The sequence below is a fragment of the Nocardia sp. NPDC004068 genome, assembly GCF_042874315.1.
Taxonomy (GTDB): Bacteria; Actinomycetota; Actinomycetes; order Mycobacteriales; family Mycobacteriaceae; genus Nocardia.
On record NZ_JBIAMW010000008.1, the window covers coordinates 214,026 to 239,922 of the forward strand.

The following is a 25,897-nucleotide window of genomic DNA, read 5'->3' on the forward strand; positions in this document are numbered from 1 at the left end:
TCACAGCCAGTTGTTGCGCCGGAAGGTGACCAGCAGGGCGCTGCAGATCACCACGATGACGACGATCACCAGGGGATAGCCCAGCGTCCAATGCAATTCGGGCATGTGGTCGAAATTCATGCCGTAGATGCCCGCGATCATGGTCGGCACCGCGGCCATCGCGGCCCACGCCGAGATCTTGCGCATATCGGTGTTCTGCTGCACGCTCACCTTCGCCAGAGCGGCGTTGATGAGCGAACTCAGCGATTCGTCGAAATCGCTGATCCGCTCGGCGACCTGGGTGTGATGGTCGGCGACGTCGCGCAGATAACGCCGGATCTCCTTGGGCAGCGGCAATTCCGAACTGCGCGAGAGCAATTGCAGCGGCAGCGCGAGCGGATTGACCGCGCGGCGCAGCTCGACCACCTCGCGCTTGAGCTGATAGATGGCCTCGATGGCGAGATTGCTGCGCGGGGTGAAGACCTTCTCCTCCATCTCCGCCACATCGTCCTCGATGTCCTGGGTCACGTCGACGTAGGAGTCCACGACGTGGTCGGCGATGGCGTGCAGCACCGCGCCCGGGCCGAGCGCGAGCCGTTCCGGATTGGCCTCGAGGTCGCGGCGCACGCCGGTGAGCCCGGTGTGCTCGCCGTGCCGCACGGTGACCACGAAATCGCGGCCCATGAAGATCATGATCTCGCCGGTCTCGACGATCTCGGAGATGCTGTTCGGATCGTGCTCGACGTATTTCACCGTGCGCAGCACCAGGAACAGGACGTCGTCGTAGCGTTCGAGTTTCGGCCGCTGATGCGCCTGCACCGCGTCCTCGACGGCCAGTTCGTGCAGGCCGAAAGTGGTTGCGACATCGGCCATCTGGAATTCGTCGGGCGCGTGCAGGCCCACCCACGCGAAGCCGGCCCCGCGCTCGCGCACCGCGGCCAGCGCCTCGGCGTGGGTGAAATGGCCGGGCAGCCGGTGCCCGTCGACGTAGACGCCGCAGTCGATGATCGCGCGCGCGGTGGGCACCGGGATGCGCGGACGCGGTTCCACCGCCTTGCCGCGACCGCGGAACGAGGGCAGGGGTGGCATCTGGGGCACGAGTTGCGATGCTAGTCGCTGCCGTTCGGCAAGATGGACGGGTGCGCATCGACCTGCATACCCACTCCAACGCCTCCGACGGCACCGACACCCCGGCCGAACTGGTCCGCAACGCCGCGGCGGCCGGATTGGACGTGGTCGCCCTCACCGATCACGACACCACCTCCGGCTGGACCGAGGCCGCCGAGGCGCTGCCGAACGGGATGACCCTGGTGCGCGGCATGGAGATGTCGTGCACCGGCCCCGGCGAGGACGGCTGGCCGGTGTCGGTGCATCTGCTGGCCTACCTGTTCGATCCCACCGACGCGGCCTTCGCGCGCGAACGCGAACGGCTGCGCGGCGAGCGCGTGGCCCGGGTCCGGGCAATGGCCGAGCGGATGGCCGCCGACGGCCTGCCGGTCGACGCCGACGAGGTGCTCGCCTCCGCCGGGGCCTCGGCCGGACGACCGCATCTGGCCCGCGCCCTGGTGTCCGCCGGGGTGGTGCCGACCGTCGGCGCCGCCTTCGAGAGCCTCCTCGCCCCGCGCGGCCGCTACTACGTCGAGAAGGCCGACACCCCCTTGCGCCGCGCGGTCGAAATGGTCTCGGCCGCAGGCGGAGTCAGCGTCGTGGCCCACCCGCGCGCTCGCACCCGCGGCCGCCTGCTCGCCCTCGACGAGATCCGCGCCCTGCCCGCCCTGGGCCTGTCCGGCCTCGAGGTCGACCATCCCGACCACAATGCCGCCGACCGCGCCCTGCTCCGCGACCTCGCCGCCGAACTCGACCTCCTCACCACGGGCTCGTCGGACTACCACGGCGCGAACAAGACCATCCACCTCGGCGACTGCACCACCGCCCCGGAGCAGTTCGAACGGCTCGCCGACAAGGCGAGCGGGGTGGGGGTGATCGTGTCGTGAGACTCCCTGCGTACGGGGGATATTCGCTGGGGGCGGGGTGATCGTGTCGTGCGACGGGTAGGCCGGGTCGTTCGGGGTGAGGGGAGGCTGTCGTGAGGTTGGTGCGCGGGTTGAGCGGAATCGTGGCGGGTGGGCTCGTGGTGCTGTGCCTGGTGGTGATCGGGGCCGAGGTGCTCGGGGCGCGGCGGGGATTTCCGGGGCCGGGGGCGGCGACGGTGGCGTGGCATGTGGGAATCGCGTTACTGGCCGTGTGCGCGCAGGTATTCGCGGATCGGCGACGGGGTTTTGCGGCCTTTTTCGGGTCCGTGGTCGTTTTCTGTGCGGCGGGTTATCTTTTGGTTACGCAGTGGTGGAATTAGGGCGAGCGTAATGGTTGCCATCGGGTGAAATGTGCCCGAATATTTTCCTTTGTGGGCGTGCTGGAGTCGGATGTGCTGGTGGTGGGGGGTGGTCCCGCGGGGGCGTGGGCCGCGCTCGCCGCGGCGCGCTCCGGGGCCCGGGTGATCCTGGTCGACAAGGGGCGGTGCGGGGCCAGCGGACCGACCGCGAAAAGCCTTGTGGCCCTGGCGAATTTCCCGCCCGGACCGGCTCGGGAGGAGGCGGTCCGGCTGGCCTTCGCGCGCGGCGGCCGACTCGGCGATCCGGAATGGACGCACCGCGTGCTCGCCGAGACCCACCTCCGGCTCGACCACCTGTTTCGTCGCGGCCGGGTGCCGCACGGTGACCGGTCGGGCGGCCCGACCCGGATTCGCCTGAGCGGCGTCCGCTACCTCGGCCTGCTGCGGCGGAGCCTGCTCGTGGCGGGCGTGCGGATCCTGGACCATCATCCGGCGCTGCGGCTGCTCGTCGACGCCGAGGGCGTCGTGGCCGGGGCGAGTGGATTGTGCTCGGCACGCGGCTACGAGGAGTGGTCCGTGCGGGCGGGCGCGGTGGTGCTGGCCACGGGCGGCTGCGCGTTCCTGTCCGGCGCCGCGGGCGCCGATGTCGCCACCGGCGACGGCCTGCTGATGGCCGCCGAGGTCGGCGGTGAGCTGTCGGGCATGGAATTCTCCAGCGCCTACACCCTCGCCCCGCTCGCCCCACTGCCGCCCACCCCGACCCTCCGCTTCGCCGCCTTCCACGACGAATCCGGCGCGCCCCTCGAAAACCCTGCCCTCGGCCCACACGCCGCCGCCCTCGAGGCCCTCGCCAATGGCCGCCGGGTCTACGCGACGCTCGCGGAGGCCGGTGGGTCGGAAGGCGCGGAGCCTCGGGTTCGCCCGACGCTCGCGGAGATCGATGGGTCGGGAGGTCCGGAGGCTCGGGTTCACCCGAGCTTCGCGGAGGCCGGTGCGTCGGGAGGCGCGGAGGCCCGGGTCGGCGGTCGAGGGGTCTTCGCCACGCTGGAGGCGCTCGCCGGGCTGGGGAGCACCGGCGACGGCGGAGGGGGCCTCGGAGTTGGAGGGGCGGAACACGTTGGCGCTCCGCGCCTTTCGGGTGCGGTTCAGGTGCGGGCGGTGCTGGCCGGTACGGTGCGCGGTACCGGTGGTCTGCGGCTCACCGGGTTCGATTGCGCCACAACGGTTCCCGGGTTGTTCGCGGCGGGGGATGTGACCTCGCGGGAGGCGATCGCCGGGGCGTACGGGGGCGTCGGTGGGCAGCGGGCGGCGTGGGCGATCGCCTCCGGGATGTGGGCGGGTACGGGGGCGGTGCGGTTCGCGCGCGGGCGGGGGCGGGCGGTTCCGGCCCGGGTGGGCGGGGGGCTGCGCGCGGTCGCCGGGATCGATCCGCGGGCGGTGATCGGGCTCGTGCAGGAGCACACCCTGCCGCTGCGGCGCAGCTACTGGCGCAGTGCGGGAAGCCTGCGGGACAGCATCGCGGAACTCGACGCGCTGTGGCCGGTCACCGAGTGCGATCTCGGCGGCACCGGGGCGGAACTGCTGCGGGCCCGCGAGGCGGCCGCGCTGCTGGCCGTGGCACGCTGGACCAAGCACAGCGCGCTGGCCCGCACCGAGAGCCGCGGCATCCACCGCCGCACCGACCATCCCGGCGAGGTCGAGGACTGGCGGCTGCGCCTGCACACCGGGGGTGTCGGGACCGTCTGGGTCGCGCCCCCGCGCGACCTCACTCGGGCGGCCGCCGCATGCGAGTTTCCCCTTACGTCGGGGTAATTCGCGCGCCCTAGGCTCGGGCAATGGCAGCCCGCTCGCCCCCGCGCCACCCGCCTCGCGCAGGCGATTTGGAAACCACTCACCTTTCCTGGCAGAATGTTCCGATCCCTGGCCGACGCCACCGCCCGGTCCGGGAGGTCGGTGAACCGGCACCCGTGACGCACTGCTCCGGATGCGCGGTACGCCCCAACGGCATTACCCGGACACACCCGTCCGGTTTCCGGCTCGACGGATCTCTGCGGCGATACGCCGTAATACCCGGTGCGGCACACCGCGATGTCACCATCGAACGGTATTGCGCGGCAAGCGAGTGTGATCAACGCACCTGCCGAGTAACCGAAAACCATTGATACCAAATACCCGACGGTAACCGCGAGACGGTTCAGTCGACACCGAGCAGGAGTGAAATCGTGTCACCCGTGACTGATGCACCGAACGCCGCCACGGCGAGCCGTGAAACCGATTCGGCGAACCTGTCCGCCATTACGCACGAGGAAATCTTCGCGGGTCATCTGGGGGGCAAGCTCTCGGTGGAACTCACGTCCCCGCTGGAGACCCAGCGCGATCTGTCCATCGCCTACACGCCCGGCGTGGCGCAGGTGAGCCGGGCCATCCACACCGACGCCGCGCTGGCCAAGCGCTACACCTGGACCGACCGTCTCGTCGTCGTGGTCAGCGACGGCACCGCGGTGCTCGGTCTCGGCGACATCGGTCCGCGCGCCTCGCTGCCGGTGATGGAGGGCAAGGCCGCGCTGTTCAAGAAGTTCGCGGGTCTGGATTCGATTCCGATCGTGCTGGACACCAAGGACGTCGACGAGATCGTCGAGACCCTGATCCGGCTGCGCCCGAGCTTCGGCGCGGTGAACCTCGAGGACATCTCCGCGCCGCGCTGCTTCGAGATCGAGAAGCGCGTCATCGAGGCGCTGGACTGCCCGGTCATGCACGACGATCAGCACGGCACCGCCATCGTGGTGCTGGCCGCGCTCAACGGCGCCGCCAAGGTGCAGGGCCGCGACATCGAGGGCCTGAAGGTCGTGGTGTCGGGCGCGGGTGCGGCCGGTGTCGCGTGCACCAACATCCTGCTGGCCGCCGGTGTCGCCGACATCGTCGTGCTCGACTCCAAGGGTGTGGTGAGCCGCGACCGCGCCGACCTCAACGAGGTCAAGGCCGATCTGGCCCAGCGCACCAACCCGCGCGGCATCACCGGCAGCGCCGCCGACGCGATGGCGGGAGCCGATGTGTTCCTGGGCCTTTCGGCGGGCACGATTCCCGAGGCGCTCATCGCGGCGATGGCCCCCGAGTCCATCGTGTTCGCGATGTCCAATCCGGATCCGGAGATCCACCCCGAGATCGCGCACAAGTACGCCGCGATCGTGGCCACCGGCCGCAGCGACTTCCCCAACCAGATCAACAATGTGCTCGCCTTCCCCGGCGTGTTCAAGGGCGCGCTGGACGCGGGCGCTCGGCGCATCACCGAGGGCATGAAGATCGCCGCCGCCGACGCCATCCTGGCCGTGGTCGGCGACGAACTGGCCGCGGACAAGATCGTCCCGAGCCCGCTCGATCCCCGGGTCGCCCCCGCGGTCGCCGAGGCCGTGGCCGCCGCCGCTCGCGCGGAAGGCGTTGCCTAGCAACGATATTCGAACAGCACTCGGGCGCTTCGTTTTCGAACGAAGCGCCCGTCGCCGTTGTCAGCCCTTGCACGCCTTGCGGAGGTCGCGCAGCGGCTGGCGAATGTCGCGGAACTCCCGCAGCTCCTGCTGATGCGACTGCCGATACGCCTGCAATTCGGTGTGCCGCTGATCCTTCGGAAGCGTGCGCACCTTCGCGAGTTCGGCGGCCAGATCCGGATGCGCCGCCAGGTAGTCCGCGGTCCGGGAGGCGACCTGGGCGTGAACCTGCGCGCGTGCCTGCGGACCGCAATCGGGCCCGTCGGCCGAGGCGACGCCGGGCACCGCGACGAGCAGAGCGGCCGCGCCCGCGGTCCCGGCGAGCAGAGCGGCAAGGGTTCGCTTCATCAGAGCAACTCCATTCGAGTCGAGGAATCTTCCACCCACGAATCTGCCCGTCCGGAACGCCTTTCGCCGCTATCCGCCCCCCTTCTTCAGCCGATCCTCAGGCCCGCGCGGGAGCGGCAGTTCGAGCCGGAACAGCGCGCCCGGGCCGTCGTCCGGGGGCGCCAGGCAGCGGAGGTCGCCGCCGTGGGCGCGGGCCGTGCCGCGGGCGATGGTGAGGCCGAGGCCGGAGCCCTCGGCGGAGGCGGGGGTGAGGCGGACGAGTCGCTCGAAGACGCGCTCGCGGTCGGCGGCGGGGACGCCGGGGCCCGAGTCGCGGACGTCGAGGACGGCGGTGGTGGGAGTGCGGGTGAGGTGCACGGTGATTGTGCGCGTGGGGGTTTCGGCAACGGCGCGGGCGGCGTTGTCGAGCAGGTTGGCGAGGATCTGGCCGAGGCGTTCGGGGTCGGCGGTGACGGTGACCGGCGTGCCGTCGAGGCGGAAGTCGATGTCGGGGTGCAGCACGCGCTGTTGTTCGAGGCGGGTGCGGGCCAGGTCGTACAGGTCCACCGGTTCGGTGCGCAATTGCAGGCCCGCGTCGACGCGGGCCATGTCGAGCAGATCGTCGACCAGACGTCCGGCGCGGCGGGCCTCGCGGATCAGCAGGACGTACAGGCGTTCGCGTTCGGCCGGGTCGGCGTCGGCGGGCTGGTGCAGGACGGCCTCGGCGACGGCGCGGATACCCGTGACGGGGGTGCGCAGTTCGTGGGCGGCGTCGGCGACGAAATCGCGCAGGCGCCGCTCGGAGGCGCGGGCGCGGGCCTCGGCCCCCTCGAGGGCGTCCAGCATCTCGTCGAAAGCGCTCGCGGTGCGGCCCAATTCGGTGTCGGTGCGGGTGGGGGAGAGGCGGCGGCCGCGGTCGCCGCGGGCGATGGCGCGGGCCAGTCCGGTCATGGTGTCCAGCGGAGCGAGGGCCTGCCGCACGCCCAGCCAGAGCCCGCCGGTGAGGATGGCGAGCGCGGCCACGACGGAGCCGAGCAGGACGAATCCGAGCCGGGACTGCACCCGGCTCAGCAGCGGCGAATCGATCACCAGGGTCAGCCGGGCGCGGTCGAGTTCGCCGGGCCCGGTGAGCAGCAGCCGCCGCGACGGACCGCGGACGTCCTCGCCGCGCGCGCCGATCCCGTCGTAGTTCCGCCCGTCGGCCAGTTCGAGCCGGGCCCGGATCGACCGATTGTCCAGCTGCCGCATGAGATCGGGCGCGGAGACGTCCTGCTGCGCGAGCTGCCGGGCCAGCCGGGCGCGGTCGGCGAGGATGGTGTTCTCGCCGCGCTGCACGGCCACGGCGAACAGCCCGTGCACCAGCACCACCGCGACCAACAGCGCGATCCCGGAAACCATTGCGGCGGTGAGGGTTACGCGCCTGCGCAGCGATACCGTCCTCATCGCTCACCCACCCGCAGCGCGTAGCCGAGTCCGCGCACGGTGTGCAGCAGCCGGGGGCCGTGCTCCTCGAGTTTGCGCCGCACCGCGCTGACGTACACCTCCACCAGATTGGGGTCGTAATCCTCGTAACCCCAGACGGCCGTGAGGATCTGGGTCTTGGTGAGCACCCGGTCCCGATGCGCGGCCAGGTGGGCGAGCAGCCGGAACTCGGTGGCGGTCAGCGTGATCGGCGTCCCGTTCCGCGTCACCGTCCCCCGATCCACGTCGATCTCGAGATCGCCGACCGTGATCCGCGTCCGCAGCCGTCCCATCCGCCGCAACAGCGCCTCCACCCGGGCCACCAGCTCGGCGAGGTCGAACGGCTTCACCACGTAATCGTCGGAGCCCGAACGCAATCCGCGCACCCGATCGGCCACCTCGTCCCGCGCGGTCAACATCAGCACACCCGCCTCGCACCGGGCCCGGACGATATCGAGCAGTTCGAACCCGTCCCGCCCCGGCAGCATCACGTCCAGCACGACCACATCGGGCCGGAACCGCTCCAGATCCTGTTCGAGACCCGCGCCGTGCTCGCGCGCCAGCACCCGATGCCCCGCCGCGCCGACGGCCGCGGCGACGGCCGTCCGGATGGCGTCGGCGTCCTCGACCAGCAGAATGCGTCCCGGTTCCTGCACGAGCGACATTCTGCGCCGCGGCCCGCCCGGATTCCACCCGCCCTCCACCCGCGGGTGGTGGGCGCGCGCGCCCGCGACGGCGACGCTGAAACACATGAGCATGATCATCGAGGGCGTCGCGATCGTCGCGGTGCTGGTGTGGATCGCGGTGCGGCAGACGCGGTGGCGCGAACTGGCGGCGGGACGGATGTGGCGCACCCCTCTCGTCATCGGCGGGGTCGGCCTCGTCGAGCTGAACGGCGAGATCGCCCACGAGACGGTCGACGCGGTGACGGTCGCGCTGCTGGCCGTGTCGGCCGCGCTGAGCCTGGCGGTCGGCGTCGCCATGGGCCTGCTGTCGCGGATCAGCGAATTCGACGGCAGACTGTGGGCGCGCACCGGCCGGGCCGGATCGGCGCTGTGGTTCGTGCTGCTGGTCGTGCGCGTCGGTGTGGACGTGTGGGCGCACGCGATCGGCGCGCGGCTCGTCACCTCCGTCGCGGTGATCCTGGTGATGCTCGCCCTCAATCGCGTCGGCCGCACGCTGGTGCTGCTGCGGCGCGCCGAGCGTTTCCGTCCGGTTGCGGCACACTGAATCCGATGACCGAACCGTTGCCGATCACGGGCCTGTCCAGGTTGCTGCGCCTGGTCGGGCTGGTCGCCGTGATCGCGACCTCGGCGCCCGCGGTGCGCTGGCAGCATCCGTGGCTCGCGGCGGGGGTGCTCGTGTCCTGGGCCGGATGGGCGGGGTGGACGGTGGCTCCGGCGGGCGCCTCGCGCTGGTGGCCGCGAACGGCGTTGTGCGCGATGGCGATCGGCGGCGGACTCACCGCGGCCCGCTCGACCGGTTCGGCGATCACCGCCTTGGCGACGGTGTTCAGCGTCCTGTCGTGGGTCGCCGAATCGGTGCCCGTCTGCGTGGCGATCGCGGCCGTGGCCGTGCTGTGCGGCGGCCTGTCCGCGGCCGTCGCGCCGCACCCGGTGCGCGCCCTGCCGGATCTGCTGTTCGCGCTCCTGGTCGCCGGGCTGATGGGCTGGAGCCGCCGCCAGTCCCGCACGGCCGCGGTGCGCAATCGCTTACTGCTGGAACAGAATCGGGTGATACGCGCCGAACGCGACCGCGCCGCCGCCCTGGCCGAACGCGCCCGCATCGCCCGCGACATCCACGACGTGCTCGCCCACACCCTCGGCGGGCTGGTGCTGCAACTCGACGCCGCCGACGCGCTGTTCGAGGCCGACGAGAACGACCGCGCCGCCGAACGGGTCCGCGCCGCCCGCGGCCTCGCCGCCGACGGACTCGACGACGCCCGCCGGGTCGTCGGCGCGCTGCGGTCCGACGGTTTCGACCTCACCGCGGAGCTCCAGGACCGCTGTCACCAACACCGTTGCGCCGGTGGGCAAGTGGTGGTCGACACCGAAGCCGAGCTGCGCGGTCTGGACGAACAGGTGGCGATCGCGCTGGCGCGGGCGGTGCAGGAGGCGCTCACCAACGCCCGCAAACACGCCCCCGGCCGCCCGGTGACGCTCACCCTCCGCGACCAGGGTGACCAGCTGGCCGTCACGATCGCCAACCGCGTTGCCCCCCAACGCATTCCGCTCACCGGTTCGGGCACGGGCGCGGGCCTGCTCGGTATGCGCGAGCGGATCGAGGCGGTCGGCGGCACCCTGACGGCCGGAAAGGAGAACGGGCAGTGGACGATTCGAATCCTGGTGCCGCGCCGCTGATCACGGTCGTGGTCGCCGACGACCAGACCGTGGTGCGCGACGGGCTCACCACCGTGCTGTCCCTGCTGCCCGATATCGAGGTGGTCGGCGAGGCCCGCGACGGCGCCGAGGCGATCGACCTCGTGCGCCGCCGCTCGCCCCGGGTGGCCCTGATGGACCTGCGGATGCCCGGCGTCGACGGGGTCACCGCCACCGGCGTGATCGCCACGGACCATCCCGGCACCGCCGTTCTCGTCCTGACGACCTACGCCGACGACGCCTCGGTCGCCGCGGCCCTGCGCGCGGGCGCCCGCGGCTACCTCACCAAGGACGCGGGCCGCGCCGAGATCGCCGCGGCCGTCCGCGCGGTCGCCAGCGGGCACACCACCCTCGCCGCGGAGGTCGGCGCCCGGCTGGTCTCCGGTCTGCGCACCGCGCCGCCGCCCGCTATCGATCTGACCGACCGCGAACTCGACGTGCTCCGCCTGATGGCCGCGGGCCACAACAACTCCGAGATCGCCGAGGCGTTGTTCATCGGCGTCAGCACCGTCAAGAGCCACATCAACTCGTTGTTCGCCAAACTCGGTGTGCGCGACCGGGGTCAGGCCATCGCCTACGCGCACCGCGCGGGCCTCGCGCGCTGAGTCGGGCGGGGCTATCCGCGCACCGGGCGGCGCAGGCGGCCCGTGCCCGGCGCGCTGGCCCACACCGCCCAGGCCAGCAGTCCGTCCAGGACGAGGGCCAGCGCGGCGACCAGCAGCGCGCCCACCAGCACCCGGTCGTACTTGTAGAGGCTGATGCCGTCGAAGATGTAGCGCCCGAGCCCGCCGAGATTGACGTACGCCGCGATGGTCGCGGTCGCCACGACTTGCAGTGTCGCCCCGCGCAATCCGGACAGCAGTACCGGCAGCGCGTTGGGCACCTCCACCCGCAACAGCACCCGCCGCTCGGTCATCCCCATCGCCCGCGAGGCGTCGACCACGTCCGGGTCGACATTGGCGATGCCCGCGTACGCGCCCGCCAGCAGCGGCGGCACCCCGACGGTCACCAGGGCGAGCAGCGGCGGCAGCAGGCCCAGGCCGAGGCCCAGCACCACGAAGGTGAGCACGCCCAGGGTGGGCAGCGCCCGCATGGCGTTGGCGAAGCCGACGATCACGCCGCCGCCGCGCCGGGTGTGCCCGACCAGCGCCCCGATCGGCAGCGCGATCACCGCCGACATCGCCACGGCCAGGAAGCTGTACCACAGGTGTTCGAGCAGCCGCCGGGTGATTCCGGCGGGCCCGCCCCAATTCGCCGCCGTGCTGAGATAGTGCCACGCATCGAGGAAAAGGTTCACGCCCCAACGCCTTTCGCGGGATCGATCGCCGTGCGCACGCGCCGTGCGAGGCCGGGCCGATCGGTGCGCAGCCACGGCGTGGCCCAGCGGCCGAGCACATACAGCACCCGGTCGACCACCAGCGCCAGCGCCAGCACCACGATGATGCCCGCCACGATCTCGTCCGGATAGTCGCGCTGATAGCCCTGGGTGAACAGCTTGCCGAGCCCGCCCACCCCGATCAGCGCGCCGACGGTGACCGCGGAGATGTTGGTGACCGCGACGACCCGCAGATTGGCCACGAAAACCGGTATCGCCAAAGGGAATTCGACGGTCAGGACGCGCCGCGGCCGGGGGTAGCCGATCGCGTCGGAGGCGTCCAGTACCGCCGCGGGCACCGAGTCCAGCGCGGTCGGCACCGCGATGACCAGCAGCGCCACCGAGTAGACGCTCAGCGCGATCACCACGTTCAGCGGATCGATGGTGGCGATCCCGAGCAGCGGCGGGATGATCACGAACAGCGCCAGCGACGGCACGGTATAGGCGATGCTCGCCACCGTCGTCGTGATCCTGCGCAGCCAGCGCACGCGCCGCGCCAGGGCGCCCACCGGAATCGCGATCACCAGCCCGACGACCAGGGGTGTCAGCGCGAGATACAGATGGGTGCGCGCGAATCCCGCGATCTCGGCGAAGTTGTCGAGGAGGTAGCGCACCGGTCACCCGCCCTCGTGGTCGAAGAAGTGCCGGTTGCGTTCGGCGTCCTCGTCCGCGCGCTGGCGGGCGAGCTGCTCGATCACCTCGGTGGCCAGCAGCCCGCCGATCGCCGCACCCGAATCGTCCACGGCCACACCGATTCCCGAGGGCGAGGAGATGGCCGCGTCCAGCGCCTGCCGCAGATCCCCGCCGGGGGTGAACAGCGAACCCCCGGCCGCCATGCAGTCGGCGAGCGCGTGCCCGGCGCGCACGCCCTCGACGCCGGTGACGTCGACCCAGCCCAGCGGGTGCCCGGCGGCGTCGACCACCAGCACCCATTCGCCGGGTTCGAGCCGCAGCTCGCGCACCTGCTCGGCGGTGGCGGTGCGAAGCTCGTGCGGCACAACGCCGTTCGCCGCCCGGAACGACAGCCCGCGGTAGCCGCGATCGCGGCCGGCGAAGCCGGCGACGAAATCGGTGGCGGGCTGGGCCAGCACGGTCTGCGGCGCGTCGTACTGTTGCAACACACCGCCGGGCGCGAAGACCGCGATCCGGTCGCCGAGCCGGATCGCCTCGTCGATGTCGTGGGTGACGAAGACGATCGTCTTGCGCAATTCGCTTTGCAGCCTGCGCATCTCGGCCTGGAGCTCCTCGCGCACCACCGGATCGACCGCGCTGAACGGCTCGTCCATCAACAGGATCGGCGGATCGGCGGCCAGTGCCCGCGCCACCCCGACGCGCTGCTGCTGCCCGCCCGACAGCTGGGCCGGATACCGGCGGGCCAGCGCGCGATCCAGGCCCACCCGGTCCAGCACCTCGAGCGCGTCGGCCCGCGCGGCGCGGCGGGACTTCCCGCGCAGGATCGGCACGGTCGCGACATTGTCGAGCACCGTGCGATGCGGGAGCAGGCCGCCGCTCTGGATGACGTAGCCCATGCCGAGCCGCAGCCGCACCGGATCGGCGGCCGAGATGTCCTCGCCCGCAACGGTGATCGTGCCCGAGGTGGGCGCGATCATCCGGTTGATCATCCGCATCGAGGTGGTCTTGCCGCAGCCGGACGGCCCCACGAACACGGTGAACGAACCGGACTCGATGCGCAGGTCCAGCCGCGTCACCGCGGTGGTGCCGTCCGGATAGGTCTTGGTGACGCCGCGGAACTCGATATCGGACACTAGGCGACCGGCTTGTTCAGCCCCTGCGCGGCCACCCAGTTCTTCGCCGCGGCCGCGGGCTCGGTCTTGGTGGCGCCGGAGACCGCCTCGTTGAGCGAGATGAGCTCGGCCGTGGTCAGTTTCGCCGACACCGCGTCGAGCACCTTCAGCGCCTTGTCGGACTTCTTCTTGGCGTTGAAGACCGGCACCACGTTCTGGGCGGGGAAGTTGTGCTTGGGGTCGGCCAGCACGACCAGGTTGTTCTGCTTGATCGCGGGGGAGGTGGTGAAGATATTGGCCGCGGTCACCTGACCGTCGGTCAGCGCGCGCACGGTGGCGGGGCCGCCGCCGTCGGCGATCTGGACGAACCGGTCCGCGGGGATGTCGAGGCCGTAGTTCTTCTTCAGGCCGGGCAGCCCGCCCGCGCGCTCGGCGAATTCGGTCGGCGCGCCGAGCTTCACCTCGGCCGAATGCGCCGCCAGATCGGCGATGCTGGTCAGATTCCACTTGTCGGCGGTGGCGCGGGTGACCACGACCGCGTCGGAGTCCTCGCCGGGCGCGGGCGTCCCGGCGGCGAGATCGGTGCCCAGCGCCTTGGTGAGGGCGGCGTTCACCTCGTCGGCCGCGGTCGCGGTGGCGGATTGGTCCAGGTATTGCAGCAGATTGCCGGTGTAGTCCGGGATCAGGCCGATCGAGCAGCTGCGCAGCGCGGGAACGTACGCCTCCCGGCTGCCGATATTGAGCTTGGTGTCGACGGTGAAACCGTTGGCGCGCAAGGCTTCCGCGTAGACGTCGGCCACGGTCTCGGACTCCGGGAAGTTCGCCGAACCCACGGTGATCTTGTTCGCGTCGCCGCCGCAGTCACCCGAACCGCTGGACAGCGGATCGGAGTTGCCGCAGGCCGACAGGGCCATCGCGGCGGCCAGGGCGACGGCGGTCGCGAGCACTCGGGCGGCGGTGGTGATGGTGGATTTCAAGACTGTCCTTCCGGTCCGATTACCATCCGAGTCCGGACGGCCATCTTCTGGCTGTCCATACTGTCAGCCGGGAGTCGTTCTTTCTATCCGATCGGGAGTGGGTGTCGCCGCATGAATTCGGTCGCGTCGGTGCGAATGCTGATCGCCGCGCTGGCCGCGACGCTGGCCGTCTCCTGTTCCGGCGCGGAGTCGGCGGCCCCGATCGTCGTCGGCGCGGGCGACTCCCCGCAGTCGCGGATGATCGCCGAGATCTACGCGGGCGCGCTGGCCCGCACGGGCGCGCGCACGGCCGTCCGCGACGGGCTCGGAACGCGCGGTGACACGCTGGCCGCGCTGGACGCCGCGACCGTCACGGTGATCGGCGACGACAGCGGCGATCTGCTGCGCGCGCTCGATTCCGGGTCGCCCGCTCGGCTGCCCGACAAGACCACTCCCGACCAGGCCCTGAAGGACGCGGCGGGACAACCACTCCCGAGCGTGGCCGAGGCGCTCGACGCCGCGCTACCCGAGGGCCTGGCCGTCTCCGATCTCGCCGACGGCACCGATCTGCGGCCGAGTTTCGCCCTGGCCCGGGCGGATTCGGCCGCCACCCTCGAGAACCTGGCGCCGCGCTGCGGGGAGTTGACCCTCGGCATCGCGACGGGTTCCGAACTCGATCCGCTGCGCCCCGCGCCCGACCCGCGGCGGGATGTGCTCGACCCGCTGCACGCGGTCTATCACTGCGATGTCGCCGCGCACGTCGTCTTCGGCTCGGATACACAGCTGCGAGACGCCCTGCGCGACGGGCACGTTCAGGCCGGGGTCTTCACCGCCCCCGCGACCCTGCTGCCCGGGGGCGCCGAGGAGCTGACCCTGCTCGCCGATCCGGACCACGCCTTCCGCGCGCAGACCATCGTGCCGGTGTTCCGCAAGGGCGCGCTGAGCGACCGGCAGATCAAGAAGCTCAACTACGTCGCGGGCGAACTCACCACGGCCGACCTCGCCACGCTCGTCCGTCGCCTGCGCGATGAGCACGTCCCCGCGGTCGAACTGGCCCGGGGCTGGCTCGACGAGCACTCGCTGTAACCCGATCGGGCGCGAGCGGCCCGGGTCCGACCCGGCTCACTGCCGCAGGGCCTCTGTCAGGGCGGGGCTGAGGGCCAGTGCGGGCAGTGACTCGACCAGCATGTCGATCAGCTGGTCGCGCGAAATCGTCTCCTGGCGAAGCCAACTCAGCGTCGTCTCCTCTACGAACGCGATCCAGCCGCGCACGGCCAGCCGCAGCCGCGGGTGGTCGGGATCGTCGACGAGCAGGCGCGCGTTGACCAGGATCCGGTCCACGAACGTCGCGCGCGAGCTCTCGGCGAGCGCGGCCAGTTCCGGATCGGCGCTGCTGGGTCCGCGCAGGATCGCCAGATACGGGGTGCGGTTGGCGCTCACGTAGGCCACGTAGCGCTCGACCGCGTCGCGCAGCATGTCGAACAGTCCCAGGTTCGGATCGGGGGCGGTCCGGTCGAGCAGTTCCTCGTTGGCATTGCGCAGGATGGCGAGCTGGAACTCCTGCTTGGAGGCGAAGTAGTGGAACAGCAGGCCGCGCGAGATCCCGGCCTGCTCGGCGATCTCCCCGATGGAGATGTCCTCGATGGCCCGCTCGCGCAGCATCTCGGTGCCGAGCGCGATGAGCTGCCGACGACGTTCTTCCGGGCTCAGACGTACCCGCTTGGCTGGTTCTCCGGAGTTTCTGTCGGTCACCCGACAATCGTACTGAACGAGAGTCAATACTGTTGACTGCTGCTCAATAAGCGCTTAGGCTCGGTTACATGAGTCGCAAGGTTACAGACAAAGATGTCGACCGCGCCGCCCGGCACGTGCACATCCTGATCGTCGGCAGTGGGTTCTCCGGGCTGGGCATGGCGATCCGGCTCCGTCAGCAGGGTCAGGACGATTTCCTGGTGATCGAGCGCGGCGGCGACGTCGGCGGCACCTGGCGCGACAACACCTACCCGGGCGCGGCCTGCGATGTGCCCTCGCATCTGTACTCCTACTCCTTCGCGCTCAACCCCGACTGGACGCGCTCGTTCTCCCGGCAGCCGGAGATCCAGCGCTACATCAGCGACGTGGCGGATCGCTATCAGGTTCGTGACAAGCACCTGTTCGACACCGAGATGACGAGCGCGCGCTGGAACGAGGCCGACGCCCGCTGGGAGGTCCAGACCAGCCGGGGCGCGTTCACCACCGACATCCTGATCTCGGCCATCGGCGCGCTGTGCGAGCCGAATCTCCCGGATATCAAGGGCATCAACACCTTCGAGGGCCAGATCTTCCACTCCGCGCGCTGGGATCACGACGCCGAACTGCGCGGCAAGCGGGTCGCGGTGATCGGCACCGGCGCCTCGGCCATCCAGATCGTGCCCGCCATCGCGCCCGAGGTGGCGCATCTGGACGTGTACCAGCGCACCGCGCCGTGGCTGCTGCCCCGGCTGGACCGGCCCTACACGCTGCCGGAACGGTTGGCGTTCAAGCACATTCCCGGCGTGCAGCGGCTCTCGCGCGCGGCCATCTACGCCGCCCGGGAGACCCAGGTCGTCGGCCTGGCCAAGTTCCCGCCCGCCATGCGCGCCTTCGAGCTGCTGGCCAAGGCCAAGCTCGCCTACGAGGTGCGCGATCCGGAGCTGCGCCGCAAGGTCACCCCGAACTTCCGCATCGGCTGCAAGCGCATGCTGATCTCCAACGAGTACTACCCGGCGCTGGGCCGCGACAATGTCGACGTGGTCACCGACGGCATCCGCGAGATCCGCGCGAACTCGATCGTCACCACCGACGGCACCGAGCGCGAGATCGACGCCATCGTCGTGGCCACCGGCTTCCACGTCACCGACAACCCGGCCTACGAGACCGTGGTCGGGCGCGACGGCCGCTCGCTGGCCGAGCAGTTCGACGCCACCGGGCAGCAGGGCTACAAGGGCGCGGCGATCGCCAACTACCCCAATATGTTCTTCCTGCTCGGCCCGAACGTCGGCCTGGGCCACACCTCGATGGTGTACATGATCGAATCACAGATCAACTACATCGCCGACGCGGTGGCCACCTTCGACCGGCAGCACCTGCGCACGGTCGAGGTGCGGCAGGACGCGCAGGACCGGTTCAATCGCGAGTTGCAGGCCAAACTGGTCGGCAGCGTGTGGAACACCGGCGGCTGCGCCAGCTGGTACCTCGACAAGCACGGCAACAACACCACGTTGTGGCCCGACTTCACCTTCCGATTCCGTAGGCTGACCGAGAAATTCGACGTGGCGGCCTACGACACGACAACCGAGACGGCCCGCGTGGGTTCCGATGTGAAAGTGGTGGCAGCACAGTGAGCAACGACGCTTACTTCACGGGCAAGGTCTGTGTGATCACCGGCGCCGGTTCGGGCATCGGCCGGGCGCTGGCGGAGAATCTCGCGCGGCGCGGCGCGAAACTCGCCCTCTCCGATATCGATACCGAGGGCCTGGCCGAAACCGTCCGGCGCTGTGAGGCTTTGGGCGCGCAGGTCAAATCCGATCGGGTGAACGTGGCCGAGCGCGAGGCCGTGCTGCTCTACGCCGACGCGGTGCGCAAGCACTTCGGCGTGGTGCACCAGATCTACAACAACGCCGGGATCGCCTTCCACGGCGAGGTGCTCGACTCCCAGTTCAAGGACATCGAGCGCATCATGGACGTCGACTTCTGGGGAGTCGTCAACGGCACCAAGGCATTTCTGCCGCATCTCATCGAATCCGGCGACGGCCACGTGATCAATGTGTCCAGCCTGTTCGGGCTCATCGCCATTCCGGGCCAAAGCGCTTACAACGCCGCCAAATTCGCGGTGCGCGGCTTCACCGAATCGCTGCGCCAGGAGATGCTGGGCCGTAAGCATCCGGTCCGGGTGACCTGTGTGCATCCGGGCGGCATCAAGACCGCCGTCGCCCGCAACGCCACCTACGCCGAGGGCATCGACGCCAAGCAGTTCTCCTCGTTCTTCGACAAGCAGCTCGCGCTGCACACCCCGGAGATGGCCGCGCAGACCATCACCGAGGGCGTGCGCAAGGGGCACGGCCGGGTGCTGATCGGCTGGGAGGCCAAGCTGCTCGACATCTGGGTGCGCGCCACCGGCTCCTGGTACCAGCGCGCGTCCGCCATCGTCAACCGGCGCATGATGCCCTGATCGACGAAAGTCTCACGCATGTACGGCATTTCGCTACCGTCCCCGGTCGCCCGGGTGGTCCTGCACCCGATCTTCCGCTACTCGCTGCACCACCGCGCGCCGTGGCGGTTGCAGCGGGCCATGCTCGACACCGCCGCGCGCCTGCAGTTCCTGCCGCGCGGCACCCGGGTGGAGCGGCAACGGTTGGGCGGGCGCCCGGCGGAACTGATCACCGTCGGCGCGCCCACCCGGTCCGGGGCCGTGCTCTACCTGCACGGCGGCGGGTACACCGTCGGCTCGCCCGCCTCGCACCGGTCGCTGGTGGCGCATCTGGCGCAGCGGCTCGGGCGGCCGGTGTATTCGCTGGATTACCGTCTGGCGCCGGAACATCCGTTCCCCGCGGCGCTCGACGACGCCGAGGCGGCGTTCCTGGAGCTGGTCTCCCGGGGCCTGCGTCCGCACGAGATCGCGGTCGCGGGCGACTCGGCCGGGGGCGGGTTGTCCCTCGCGCTGTCGCTGCGACTGCGGGACGAGCACGGGATGCGTGCTGCCGCACTGGGTTTGATCGCGCCGTGGTCGGACCCCAACGAGGTCGACGACCGGTACCGCGACCTGGTGACCAGCAAGCCGTGGTCGACCGCGTGCGCGGCGGCCTACCGGGGCGAGACGGACGGCCGCGATCCCGGCTACGCGCCGCTGCTCGGCGACCTGCGCGGGCTGCCGCCGACCTATGTGCAGGTCGACGTGAGCGAGCGCCTGCACGATCAGTGCGTGCGCCTGGTCGCCGCGCTGGAGGCCGCCGGGGTGTCCACGCGGTTCTCGATCACCCGCGGGCTCTGGCACGTGGCCCAGTTGCAGGCGTCGCTGGTTCCGGCGGCCGCGGTGGCCGTCGACGAACTCGCGGACTTTCTCGATGAGTCGCTTCGACCTGCGCAAACGCGGTCAATAGGATAGAAGGAACCGCGTCGTCGCGGCGCCCGGCCTCGCCAACCGGGCGGTCGGGCGGTGACCGCCGTCTCGGCTTGGCGTACATTACCGGTGAGTTAACCACGTGGAAGGGCACCGATGCGAGAGTTCGAAGTCCCGGCTACCTACACCATTCCCGAAGTCGTCAACATGTGCGACGGCGCCTTCCGGCATGCCGAGCGCACGCCCGACCTGGTGGTGTTCAACAGGCCGGACGGCAAGGGTGGGTGGACCGACGTCACGGCCGCGGAATTCGCGAAGGCCGTCACCGCGGTGGCCAAGGGACTGATCGCGTCCGGCATCGAACTCGGCGACCGGGTCGGCATCATGGCCGCCACCCGCTACGAGTGGGTGGTCCTGGACTTCGCCGTCTGGGCCGCGGGCGGCTGCACCGTCGCGATCTACGACAGCTCCTCGCCCGAGCAGGCGCGCTGGATCCTCGCCGACTCCGCCACCAAACTGCTGGTGGTCGAGAACGCCAAGCATCGCGCGACCATCGCCGAGATCGAGTCGGGCCTGGCGGACCTGAGCGAGACCCTGGAGATCGCCACGGGCGCGATCGACGAACTCGTCGCGCGCGGCAAGGACGTCGACGACCAGGCCGTCCACGATCGCCGCGCCCAGGTGAAGGCCGCGTCCCCCGCGACGCTGATCTACACCTCCGGCACCACCGGCCGCCCCAAGGGCGTCATGCTCTCGCACGCCAACCTGTACGCCGAGTCGGCCGCCGACCGCGGCCAGATGGGCCGATTCCTCCAGCCCGGCAAGCGCTCGCTGCTGTTCCTCCCGCTGGCCCACATCTTCGCGCGGGCCGTCGCGCTGGCCGCCTTCGACGCGGGCGTCACCGTCGCCCACACCGCCGACTGGTCCACGCTCGTCGACCAATTCGGCCAGTACAAGCCCGATTTCATCCTGTCGGTGCCGCGCGTGTTCGAGAAGGTCTACAACGGCACCAAGCAGAAGGCGCAGGAGGGCGGCAAGGGCAAGATCTTCGATATCGCCGCCGATACCGCCATCGCGTACAGCGAAGGGCTGCAGAAGGGTTCGGTCGGCCTCGGATTGCGTTTGAAGCACGCGGTTTTCGACCGCTTGGTGTACAGCAAGCTGCGCGAGGCGATGGGCGGCCGCTGCGAGAGCGCGGTCTCCGGCGGCGGCCCGCTGGGCGCGCGCCTGGGCCACTTCTTCCGCGGCGCGGGCGTCACGATCTACGAGGGCTACGGCCTCACCGAGACCACCGCGGCCATCAGCGTCAACGTGCCCGACCACATTCGCGTGGGCACGGTCGGCCAGCTGCTCCCCGGCCACGCCGCCAAGATCGCCGACGACGGCGAACTGCTCCTGCGCGGCCCGGTCGTCTTCGGCGGCTACTGGAACAACCCGACCGCCACCGAGGAGGCGTTCGAGGACGGCTGGTTCAAGTCCGGCGACCTGGGCGCGATCGACGACCAGGGCTTCATCACCATCACCGGCCGCAAGAAGGAGATCATCGTCACCGCGGGCGGCAAGAACGTCTCCCCGGCGATGCTCGAGGACGCCCTCCGCGCCCACGCCCTGATCAGCCAGGTGATGGTGGTCGGCGACGGCCAGCCCTACATCGCGGCCCTGATCACCCTCGACCCCGAGGCGCTGCCGAAGTGGAAGGAACGGCACAACCTTCCGGCCGATACGCCGATCGAGAAGTTGATCTCGAATCCGGAGTTGGTGGCCGAGATCGACGAGGCTGTGGCGCAGGCGAACAAGCTGGTGTCGCATGCCGAGCAGATCAAGAAGGTGCGGATCCTGCCGGTGGATTGGACGCAGGAGACGGGGGAATTGACGCCCAAGATGTCGTTGAAGCGGGCTGTGGTGATGAAGAATTACGCGGCTGATGTGGAGGCTATCTACAGCTGAGCGGGTTTGCCTGAGGCCCCAGCCGAATTCGGTTGGGGCCTCAGGCTTTGCAGGGCTGGCGCTGAGTCGACGCTGGGCGTGTTCCGCAGCACTTCTCGAGCCGCGCATCGAGGGCTTCAAGCCAAGGGAGTGGCTGATCCGGCCCGAAGATTGCGAGGGCAAGGCGAGACGTCGGTGATTACTTGATTCATCATATAATCGGTGTCGATGCGCGCCGGGTAGGGGTAACGATCGAGGTCGAAGTCATCGACCACACCGCACAGACCGCATAAACGCGAAAAGAAACCAACCATTACGTTCGGAATTCGAAGAATTCTGAACTCGATAAGTCGAACCGCCGTCGAGCAGTGGGTAGAGTAGGCTCCTGACAAGTCGAATCCGAGGACTCCAGTTCCTCGTCGATCGGCCGCACAGTCGAGATCGGTAAGGGCGCAATGGCGGTTGTACCCGGGGGAATGCCCGAACGCGGACCTGCACTGCAGCACGTCTACGACGCTGTGCACGGCACAATCGACACACGTGACGCTTGCGTCTTCGATGAGCGGCCCATGATCGCTCATCTGCTGGTTTCTCCGGTGCTTTCGAGGATGCGCAGAATCAAGCAGTTGGATTTCGCGTCCCATGCATTCTCCGCAGCGGATCACTCGAGGTTTGCTCACGCCATCGGGACGATGCACATCATGCGCAAGATACTGAACCGGCTGGTCGACTGCGGGGAGACATTCGGAAAACAACTCGAGTGTTTGAAGCGCATCAGTCCACGTGTCTTCGCCGGTGATAATGATGCCGATCGTGCGATGCTTTTTCAGCACTTACTCCTTGCTGGCCTTCTACAGGATATCGGGGAATTGCCCTACGCTCAGGCGACCCGCCATGTGTGCACCCCGACTTTCGAAATGCGACAACATGTCTCCCTTTGTACTGGAATTCGCGAAGATCAGCTGAACAACAAGCAGACCTTCACGCTGGCAGGAATTCTGGACGAGAAGACGGCCGACTTACTCGATCCCGTCGACATCGGATTTCTTGCTTACTTACTCACGGGCCATTCTCCCCATGCGGAAGCTGACTCGTGTTTGCGTCCCTTACGTCATATGGTCGACGGAACTCTCGATGCCGATCGCCTGGATTACGTCTTTCGAGATGCCTACCACACCTACGGAACTTCGGGAGAAGCAAGCTCTGTTATCGACACGATTCTCTATTACGACGATACCGGACCGGTAGTCAGCGACGCGGGGCCCGTCTCCAATCTACTGGTAACCCGAGCTCGATTGTACTCGTCGGTGTATTTGTCTCCGGCCAACAGATTCAGGCTTCTTCTTCTTCGCACAGCGTTACGTGGTATCAGGGACGAGAACCAGTGCGCACGTGAGTTCTTCGGGCCCAGTGGGGCGGATATCTCTTTCGACGACTTCCTGGACCTGGACGAGATGACGCTCAATTCTCGCCTCTATGACTTTGCTCGCGGGAAGTTCGCGCGCTGTCTGGATCAGAGATCGCGGAAGGCCCTCGAGATATTCACAGGTAAGTACATCGACTATCAGCATTTTTGGGTGGCTCCACCAGATGAGACGAATGTAGAGCGTCCGCGCGCCGTCGAGCTGCCGGATGATCTCTTCTTCGATACGCTCAGCGATCAGCAGCGGCCGATATACCACTCTGGTTCGGTCAGGGTGAAGAATGATAGTTTACGGTACGTAGAGGACACTGTTCCACTCGAAGATTGCGCTGGTCCGTATTCGGATATGTTTCAGTCGGCCACCTCCACCCGTCCGATGAAAGACAGTATCTTGGTATTTCTGCCGGTTACCCATCGAGGTCGGGCATGGGAGGAATTTCATGCTGCGCTGCACACGGGAAGCCTTTACGATATTTTGCTGGAGAACGATCCGGTCAGCGTGATTGATTTTCCCACCGATACCCGTGACCGCCTCGGATTCGTTGGGCCCGCACTATTCATATCGTTTGCGGGGCCGGATGTGCAGATTGTTCGTCGAATTGCTCAAATCCTCCTGACGCTGCGGCGGCGATACTTCTTCTACGGAGGACGGTTTCAGGGCGTGGGCGCTACAGCACGAGAGAAAAAGGTCAATGCTGTGAAAGAGGCCGATGCTGTTCTGATCGTTGCTTCGACGAGTTATGCGGCCAGATACAAGCAGGAGCCGGATGGCTATATCGCGGCAGAAATATTCGCGATCAGCACACACCGCCAACATGATCCTGGTTTTGCGTTGGTCGTTCTCACCGCTGACGACAAGAGCACAGTGAGAAGCACTCTACCGTGGCGATCAGCCTTCGGTTTCGACGAACCGCCGTTCTTCGGCGAGCCCCTACGTGGTGCGGGACAGCTCGAGCTGGAAAACGCGGTTCGAGCCGCGCTGGAAGCCATCGATAGTGATGCTTCTTCCACTCGCGATACCGAAACTGCGGGAGCCTGAGATGACTGCTCCCATGATTGTACGGATCGCTCTGTTCGGTCCCTCCGGCGCGGGCAAATCGACAACCGGTCGCCTGATCGCGCAACGATGTCAGGTTGCGAAAGTGGAGTTTCATCGATTGTCGCTGGCAGAACCTCTCTATCATGCCCAGACGGAGATATACCGCTTGGCACGACGTCCTCTGGAAGATCCTCATGTCCAAGACGCGGAGCTTCTGGCCGTGCTCGGCCAGCAGATGCGAAGAATCAATCCATCAGCGTTGATCGACGACTTCTCGGACCGTCTACAGGTTCTCCTTGCCCGAGTGCGATCTCGAAGCGGTAGGCACATCATCCTGTGCGATGATATGCGTTATCATGACTGGAAAGCCCTCGAACAGCTGCAATTCGTACCGGTGAAGATATTCGCAACGCCAGAGGATTGCGCCGACCGCCGGCGTATGCGCGGTGATATCAGCAGTGTAAGTGGTATACCGTGGTCCGAGCAGGGGCTCGATGGGATTACGCCAGCTCATACCCTTGCCAACACCGGTTCTCTCGATGACCTGGCGGTTGCAATCGAGCGTCTCTTCGAGGAGTTGTTCATATGATATTGACCAGCGATGCGATACGGCGATCGGTTGCCTCGGGAGAAATCACGATCCAACCTTTCGATGAAGCACTGCTCAACCCCAATAGTTACAACTATAGACTCGGACGATATTTGAAGATCCCTCCGGTGACTCCGCTCGATCCGCTGTCATCCACGGAGTGGCTGGAGACTGAAATTCCTGAGGACGGAGTCGTCCTGGAACCCGGTCGAATATATCTTGGTCATACTCACGAGGAGATTGGGAGTCGAACGTTTGTAACCTCCTTGATCGGCCGTTCTTCGATAGGGCGACTCGGGCTATTTTTGCAAATTTCTGCGGACCTCGGTCACCAAGGAGCGATCCACTCGTGGACGTTGGAGCTCATGGCGGTTCAGCCCATTCGAGTATATGCCGGTATGAGAATCGGTCAGGTCAGTTTCTGGGTGGCGACCGGACAAGTAAGGGAATATCGAGGGCGATACGGAAGTGATCTCAGGCCCCGCGAGTACGTGCGCGGTAGTCATGGGCTACTTCGGGTGGAGACAGCGCAATGATCCTGACCGGTCACGAGATACTGCGCGAGCACCGTTCGGAGCGGATCAACATACGTCCATTCAATCCGGAGCAGATAAATCCGAACAGCTATGATTTTCGTCTCGGCCCCGTTTTGAAAACCTACGTTGACTACGTCCTGGATACTCGGCGTCCGAACGAAGTGACAACGACTGAAATTCCACCGGCCGGGCTGGTGCTCACTCCGGGTCGGATCTACCTCGGTCACACCATGGAGGTCATGGGAAGTGACTATTATGTTCCAATCATCCGCGGTAAATCCTCCACTGCGCGACTCGGTCTTTTCGTACATGTGACCGCTGACATCATCGATATCGGTAGTCACAATCAGTGGACTCTGCAGTTGTACCCGGTCCAGCCTGTCAAGGTTTACCCTGGTATGCTCGTCGGCCAGGTTACGTTCTGGAAAACCGTGGGTGAAGTTACGCTCTACTCCGGGAAGTATCAAGGATCGATGGGTCCCGTCGAATCGCTCGTTCATCTCGACTACGCGGCCGAAACTACCTGAAAGGACGAAGGGATTTGATTCTCTCGAAGCCGACGATCATTGAATACCTGGACAAAGGACTGATATCCATGCTCCCCCCGGTCAACGCCGAAAGCGTCAGGCCGTTCGGGATACGGGTGCACCTTTCGGATGAGATACTGCGGCCACGTTCGACGGTGGTGGATCTCAGTACACCAACCGACCCGGATGATCTTTACCGGCGTGAATCGATTGTGAAAAGTCCACTGGTACTGAAACCTGGCGAGTTCGCGCTCGGCGCCACCATCGAGGCGTTCAAGGTGGACCCGGGGTTGGCATGCAAGCTGGATGGCCGTAGTACGCTGGCTCGGCTCGGACTGATGGTTCATTGCACCGCTGACACCATCGACAACAACAACCGGGCCCACCGGGTCGTCGTGCTGGAGCTGAAGAATATTTCGTCATTCACGATGAAGATCCCATTCGGATACGGGGTGGGGATGTTGACATTTTTTCATGCTACCGAGCCGGTCGACATCGAAGACGAGCAATCGCAGTATGCGGGGCAACGAAAAGTTACCGGACCGAATCTTAAATTCCCACCGCCACTTCGTATACCGGATTGTGTCGCGTCCTATCCAGCCTTCTGACTGCCGACGTGAGTCTGTCATTCCATACATCACAGACGCCCTGACCCAGATGGAGCGCGCAGCGGCCATCGAGGGAGTGGATGTCGGGCGAGTCGTAATATGTTCTGGTTCGAGGCGGTTCGCCGTCGACTCGTTCC

General features: G+C 67.8%; 25 protein-coding genes. 16 read left to right on the forward strand and 9 right to left on the reverse strand.

Annotated features, from left to right (window positions below; all coding sequences use genetic code 11):
• The gene (gene corA, locus ACFYTQ_RS21760; RefSeq protein ID WP_387364256.1) at window positions 1-1,068 is read right to left on the reverse strand and encodes a magnesium/cobalt transporter CorA; all 1,068 of its coding nucleotides are present in this window, start codon (window positions 1,066-1,068) and stop codon (window positions 1-3) included.
• 50 nt (window positions 1,069-1,118) lie between these two features.
• Between corA and ACFYTQ_RS21765 the strand changes: the two genes are divergently transcribed.
• The 3 genes from ACFYTQ_RS21765 (at window position 1,119) to ACFYTQ_RS21775 (ending at window position 5,754) form a co-directional block, all read left to right on the forward strand.
• The gene (locus ACFYTQ_RS21765) at window positions 1,119-1,973 is read left to right on the forward strand and encodes a PHP domain-containing protein (RefSeq protein ID WP_387363680.1); all 855 of its coding nucleotides are present in this window, start codon (window positions 1,119-1,121) and stop codon (window positions 1,971-1,973) included.
• 410 nt (window positions 1,974-2,383) lie between these two features.
• A complete protein-coding gene (locus ACFYTQ_RS21770) occupies window positions 2,384-4,123 on the forward strand; it encodes an FAD-dependent oxidoreductase (protein WP_387363682.1) in 1,740 nt (579 codons plus the stop codon).
• Window positions 4,124-4,542: 419 nt separating this feature from the next.
• Complete coding sequence (locus ACFYTQ_RS21775) at window positions 4,543-5,754, forward strand: NADP-dependent malic enzyme (RefSeq protein ID WP_387363685.1); 1,212 nt, start codon at window positions 4,543-4,545, stop codon at window positions 5,752-5,754.
• Window positions 5,755-5,814: 60 nt separating this feature from the next.
• Here the strand turns inward: ACFYTQ_RS21775 and ACFYTQ_RS21780 are convergent, their stop codons facing one another.
• From ACFYTQ_RS21780 to ACFYTQ_RS21790, 3 genes are all read right to left on the reverse strand, one after another.
• A complete protein-coding gene (locus ACFYTQ_RS21780) occupies window positions 5,815-6,141 on the reverse strand; it encodes a hemophore-related protein (RefSeq protein WP_387363688.1) in 327 nt (108 codons plus the stop codon).
• Between the two features lie 69 nt (window positions 6,142-6,210).
• Window positions 6,211-7,563 carry an ATP-binding protein gene (locus tag ACFYTQ_RS21785; protein ID WP_387363691.1) on the reverse strand — a complete coding sequence of 451 codons (1,353 nt, stop codon included), beginning with the start codon at window positions 7,561-7,563 and terminating at the stop codon, window positions 6,211-6,213.
• Entirely contained in the window at window positions 7,560-8,246 is a 687-nt protein-coding gene (locus tag ACFYTQ_RS21790) for a response regulator transcription factor (protein WP_387364259.1), read from the reverse strand. The genes ACFYTQ_RS21785 and ACFYTQ_RS21790 overlap by 4 nt, the downstream gene beginning before the upstream one ends.
• Window positions 8,247-8,331: 85 nt before the next feature.
• Here ACFYTQ_RS21790 and ACFYTQ_RS21795 point away from each other — a divergent pair, with 85 nt between their 5' ends.
• Genes ACFYTQ_RS21795 through ACFYTQ_RS21805 form a run of 3 tightly spaced genes read left to right on the forward strand, consistent with a single transcriptional unit; the run spans window position 8,332 to window position 10,564 of the window.
• Window positions 8,332-8,811, forward strand: a complete 480-nt coding sequence (locus ACFYTQ_RS21795; RefSeq protein WP_387363695.1) for a hypothetical protein — start codon at window positions 8,332-8,334, stop codon at window positions 8,809-8,811.
• 5 nt (window positions 8,812-8,816) lie between these two features.
• Window positions 8,817-9,941, forward strand: a complete 1,125-nt coding sequence (locus ACFYTQ_RS21800) for a sensor histidine kinase (protein ID WP_387363698.1) — start codon at window positions 8,817-8,819, stop codon at window positions 9,939-9,941.
• On the forward strand, window positions 9,908-10,564 hold the full coding sequence (locus tag ACFYTQ_RS21805) for a response regulator (protein ID WP_387363701.1): 657 nt from the start codon (window positions 9,908-9,910) through the stop codon (window positions 10,562-10,564). Before ACFYTQ_RS21800 ends, ACFYTQ_RS21805 begins: the two co-directional genes overlap by 34 nt.
• Before the next feature lie 11 nt (window positions 10,565-10,575).
• On the opposite strand, the gene ACFYTQ_RS21810 is transcribed toward ACFYTQ_RS21805, so the two are convergent.
• Genes ACFYTQ_RS21810 through ACFYTQ_RS21825 form a run of 4 tightly spaced genes read right to left on the reverse strand, consistent with a single transcriptional unit; the run spans window position 10,576 to window position 13,993 of the window.
• Window positions 10,576-11,256, reverse strand: a complete 681-nt coding sequence (locus ACFYTQ_RS21810) for an ABC transporter permease (RefSeq protein WP_387363704.1) — start codon at window positions 11,254-11,256, stop codon at window positions 10,576-10,578.
• On the reverse strand, window positions 11,253-11,948 hold the full coding sequence (locus ACFYTQ_RS21815) for an ABC transporter permease (RefSeq protein WP_387363707.1): 696 nt from the start codon (window positions 11,946-11,948) through the stop codon (window positions 11,253-11,255). Before ACFYTQ_RS21815 ends, ACFYTQ_RS21810 begins: the two co-directional genes overlap by 4 nt.
• Before the next feature lie 3 nt (window positions 11,949-11,951).
• Window positions 11,952-13,100 (reverse strand): ABC transporter ATP-binding protein, encoded by a 1,149-nt coding sequence (locus ACFYTQ_RS21820; protein WP_387363710.1) that lies wholly within the window; start codon window positions 13,098-13,100, stop codon window positions 11,952-11,954.
• Window positions 13,100-13,993: an ABC transporter substrate-binding protein gene (locus tag ACFYTQ_RS21825; protein ID WP_387364263.1), complete on the reverse strand. Its 894-nt coding sequence runs from the start codon at window positions 13,991-13,993 to the stop codon at window positions 13,100-13,102. Before ACFYTQ_RS21825 ends, ACFYTQ_RS21820 begins: the two co-directional genes overlap by 1 nt.
• Before the next feature lie 174 nt (window positions 13,994-14,167).
• On the opposite strand from ACFYTQ_RS21825, the gene ACFYTQ_RS21830 reads away from it, so the two are divergent.
• On the forward strand, window positions 14,168-15,121 hold the full coding sequence (locus tag ACFYTQ_RS21830; RefSeq protein WP_387363713.1) for a glycine betaine ABC transporter substrate-binding protein: 954 nt from the start codon (window positions 14,168-14,170) through the stop codon (window positions 15,119-15,121).
• Between the two features lie 36 nt (window positions 15,122-15,157).
• Here the strand turns inward: ACFYTQ_RS21830 and ACFYTQ_RS21835 are convergent, their stop codons facing one another.
• Window positions 15,158-15,787 carry a TetR/AcrR family transcriptional regulator gene (locus ACFYTQ_RS21835; RefSeq protein WP_387363716.1) on the reverse strand — a complete coding sequence of 210 codons (630 nt, stop codon included), beginning with the start codon at window positions 15,785-15,787 and terminating at the stop codon, window positions 15,158-15,160.
• 68 nt (window positions 15,788-15,855) lie between these two features.
• On the opposite strand from ACFYTQ_RS21835, the gene ACFYTQ_RS21840 reads away from it, so the two are divergent.
• The 9 genes from ACFYTQ_RS21840 to ACFYTQ_RS21880 all read left to right on the forward strand — a co-directional run bounded on the left by ACFYTQ_RS21840 (window position 15,856) and on the right by ACFYTQ_RS21880 (window position 25,760).
• Window positions 15,856-17,397, forward strand: a complete 1,542-nt coding sequence (locus ACFYTQ_RS21840; RefSeq protein WP_387363719.1) for a flavin-containing monooxygenase — start codon at window positions 15,856-15,858, stop codon at window positions 17,395-17,397.
• Window positions 17,394-18,224, forward strand: a complete 831-nt coding sequence (locus tag ACFYTQ_RS21845; protein ID WP_387363722.1) for an SDR family NAD(P)-dependent oxidoreductase — start codon at window positions 17,394-17,396, stop codon at window positions 18,222-18,224. The genes ACFYTQ_RS21840 and ACFYTQ_RS21845 overlap by 4 nt, the downstream gene beginning before the upstream one ends.
• 18 nt (window positions 18,225-18,242) lie before the next feature.
• On the forward strand, window positions 18,243-19,157 hold the full coding sequence (locus ACFYTQ_RS21850) for an alpha/beta hydrolase (protein WP_387363725.1): 915 nt from the start codon (window positions 18,243-18,245) through the stop codon (window positions 19,155-19,157).
• 111 nt (window positions 19,158-19,268) lie between these two features.
• Complete coding sequence (locus ACFYTQ_RS21855) at window positions 19,269-21,059, forward strand: AMP-dependent synthetase/ligase (protein WP_387363727.1); 1,791 nt, start codon at window positions 19,269-19,271, stop codon at window positions 21,057-21,059.
• 548 nt (window positions 21,060-21,607) lie between these two features.
• The gene (locus ACFYTQ_RS21860) at window positions 21,608-23,500 is read left to right on the forward strand and encodes a hypothetical protein (RefSeq protein WP_387363730.1); all 1,893 of its coding nucleotides are present in this window, start codon (window positions 21,608-21,610) and stop codon (window positions 23,498-23,500) included.
• Between the two features lies 1 nt (window position 23,501).
• Window positions 23,502-24,089 carry an ATP-binding protein gene (locus tag ACFYTQ_RS21865; protein ID WP_387363733.1) on the forward strand — a complete coding sequence of 196 codons (588 nt, stop codon included), beginning with the start codon at window positions 23,502-23,504 and terminating at the stop codon, window positions 24,087-24,089.
• Window positions 24,086-24,625: a hypothetical protein gene (locus tag ACFYTQ_RS21870; RefSeq protein ID WP_387363736.1), complete on the forward strand. Its 540-nt coding sequence runs from the start codon at window positions 24,086-24,088 to the stop codon at window positions 24,623-24,625. The genes ACFYTQ_RS21865 and ACFYTQ_RS21870 overlap by 4 nt, the downstream gene beginning before the upstream one ends.
• Window positions 24,622-25,152 carry a dCTP deaminase gene (gene dcd / locus ACFYTQ_RS21875; RefSeq protein ID WP_387363739.1) on the forward strand — a complete coding sequence of 177 codons (531 nt, stop codon included), beginning with the start codon at window positions 24,622-24,624 and terminating at the stop codon, window positions 25,150-25,152. The genes ACFYTQ_RS21870 and dcd overlap by 4 nt, the downstream gene beginning before the upstream one ends.
• A 14-nt stretch (window positions 25,153-25,166) precedes the next feature.
• Window positions 25,167-25,760 (forward strand): hypothetical protein, encoded by a 594-nt coding sequence (locus tag ACFYTQ_RS21880; protein ID WP_387363741.1) that lies wholly within the window; start codon window positions 25,167-25,169, stop codon window positions 25,758-25,760.
• The last annotated feature ends 137 nt before the right edge of the window (window positions 25,761-25,897 follow it).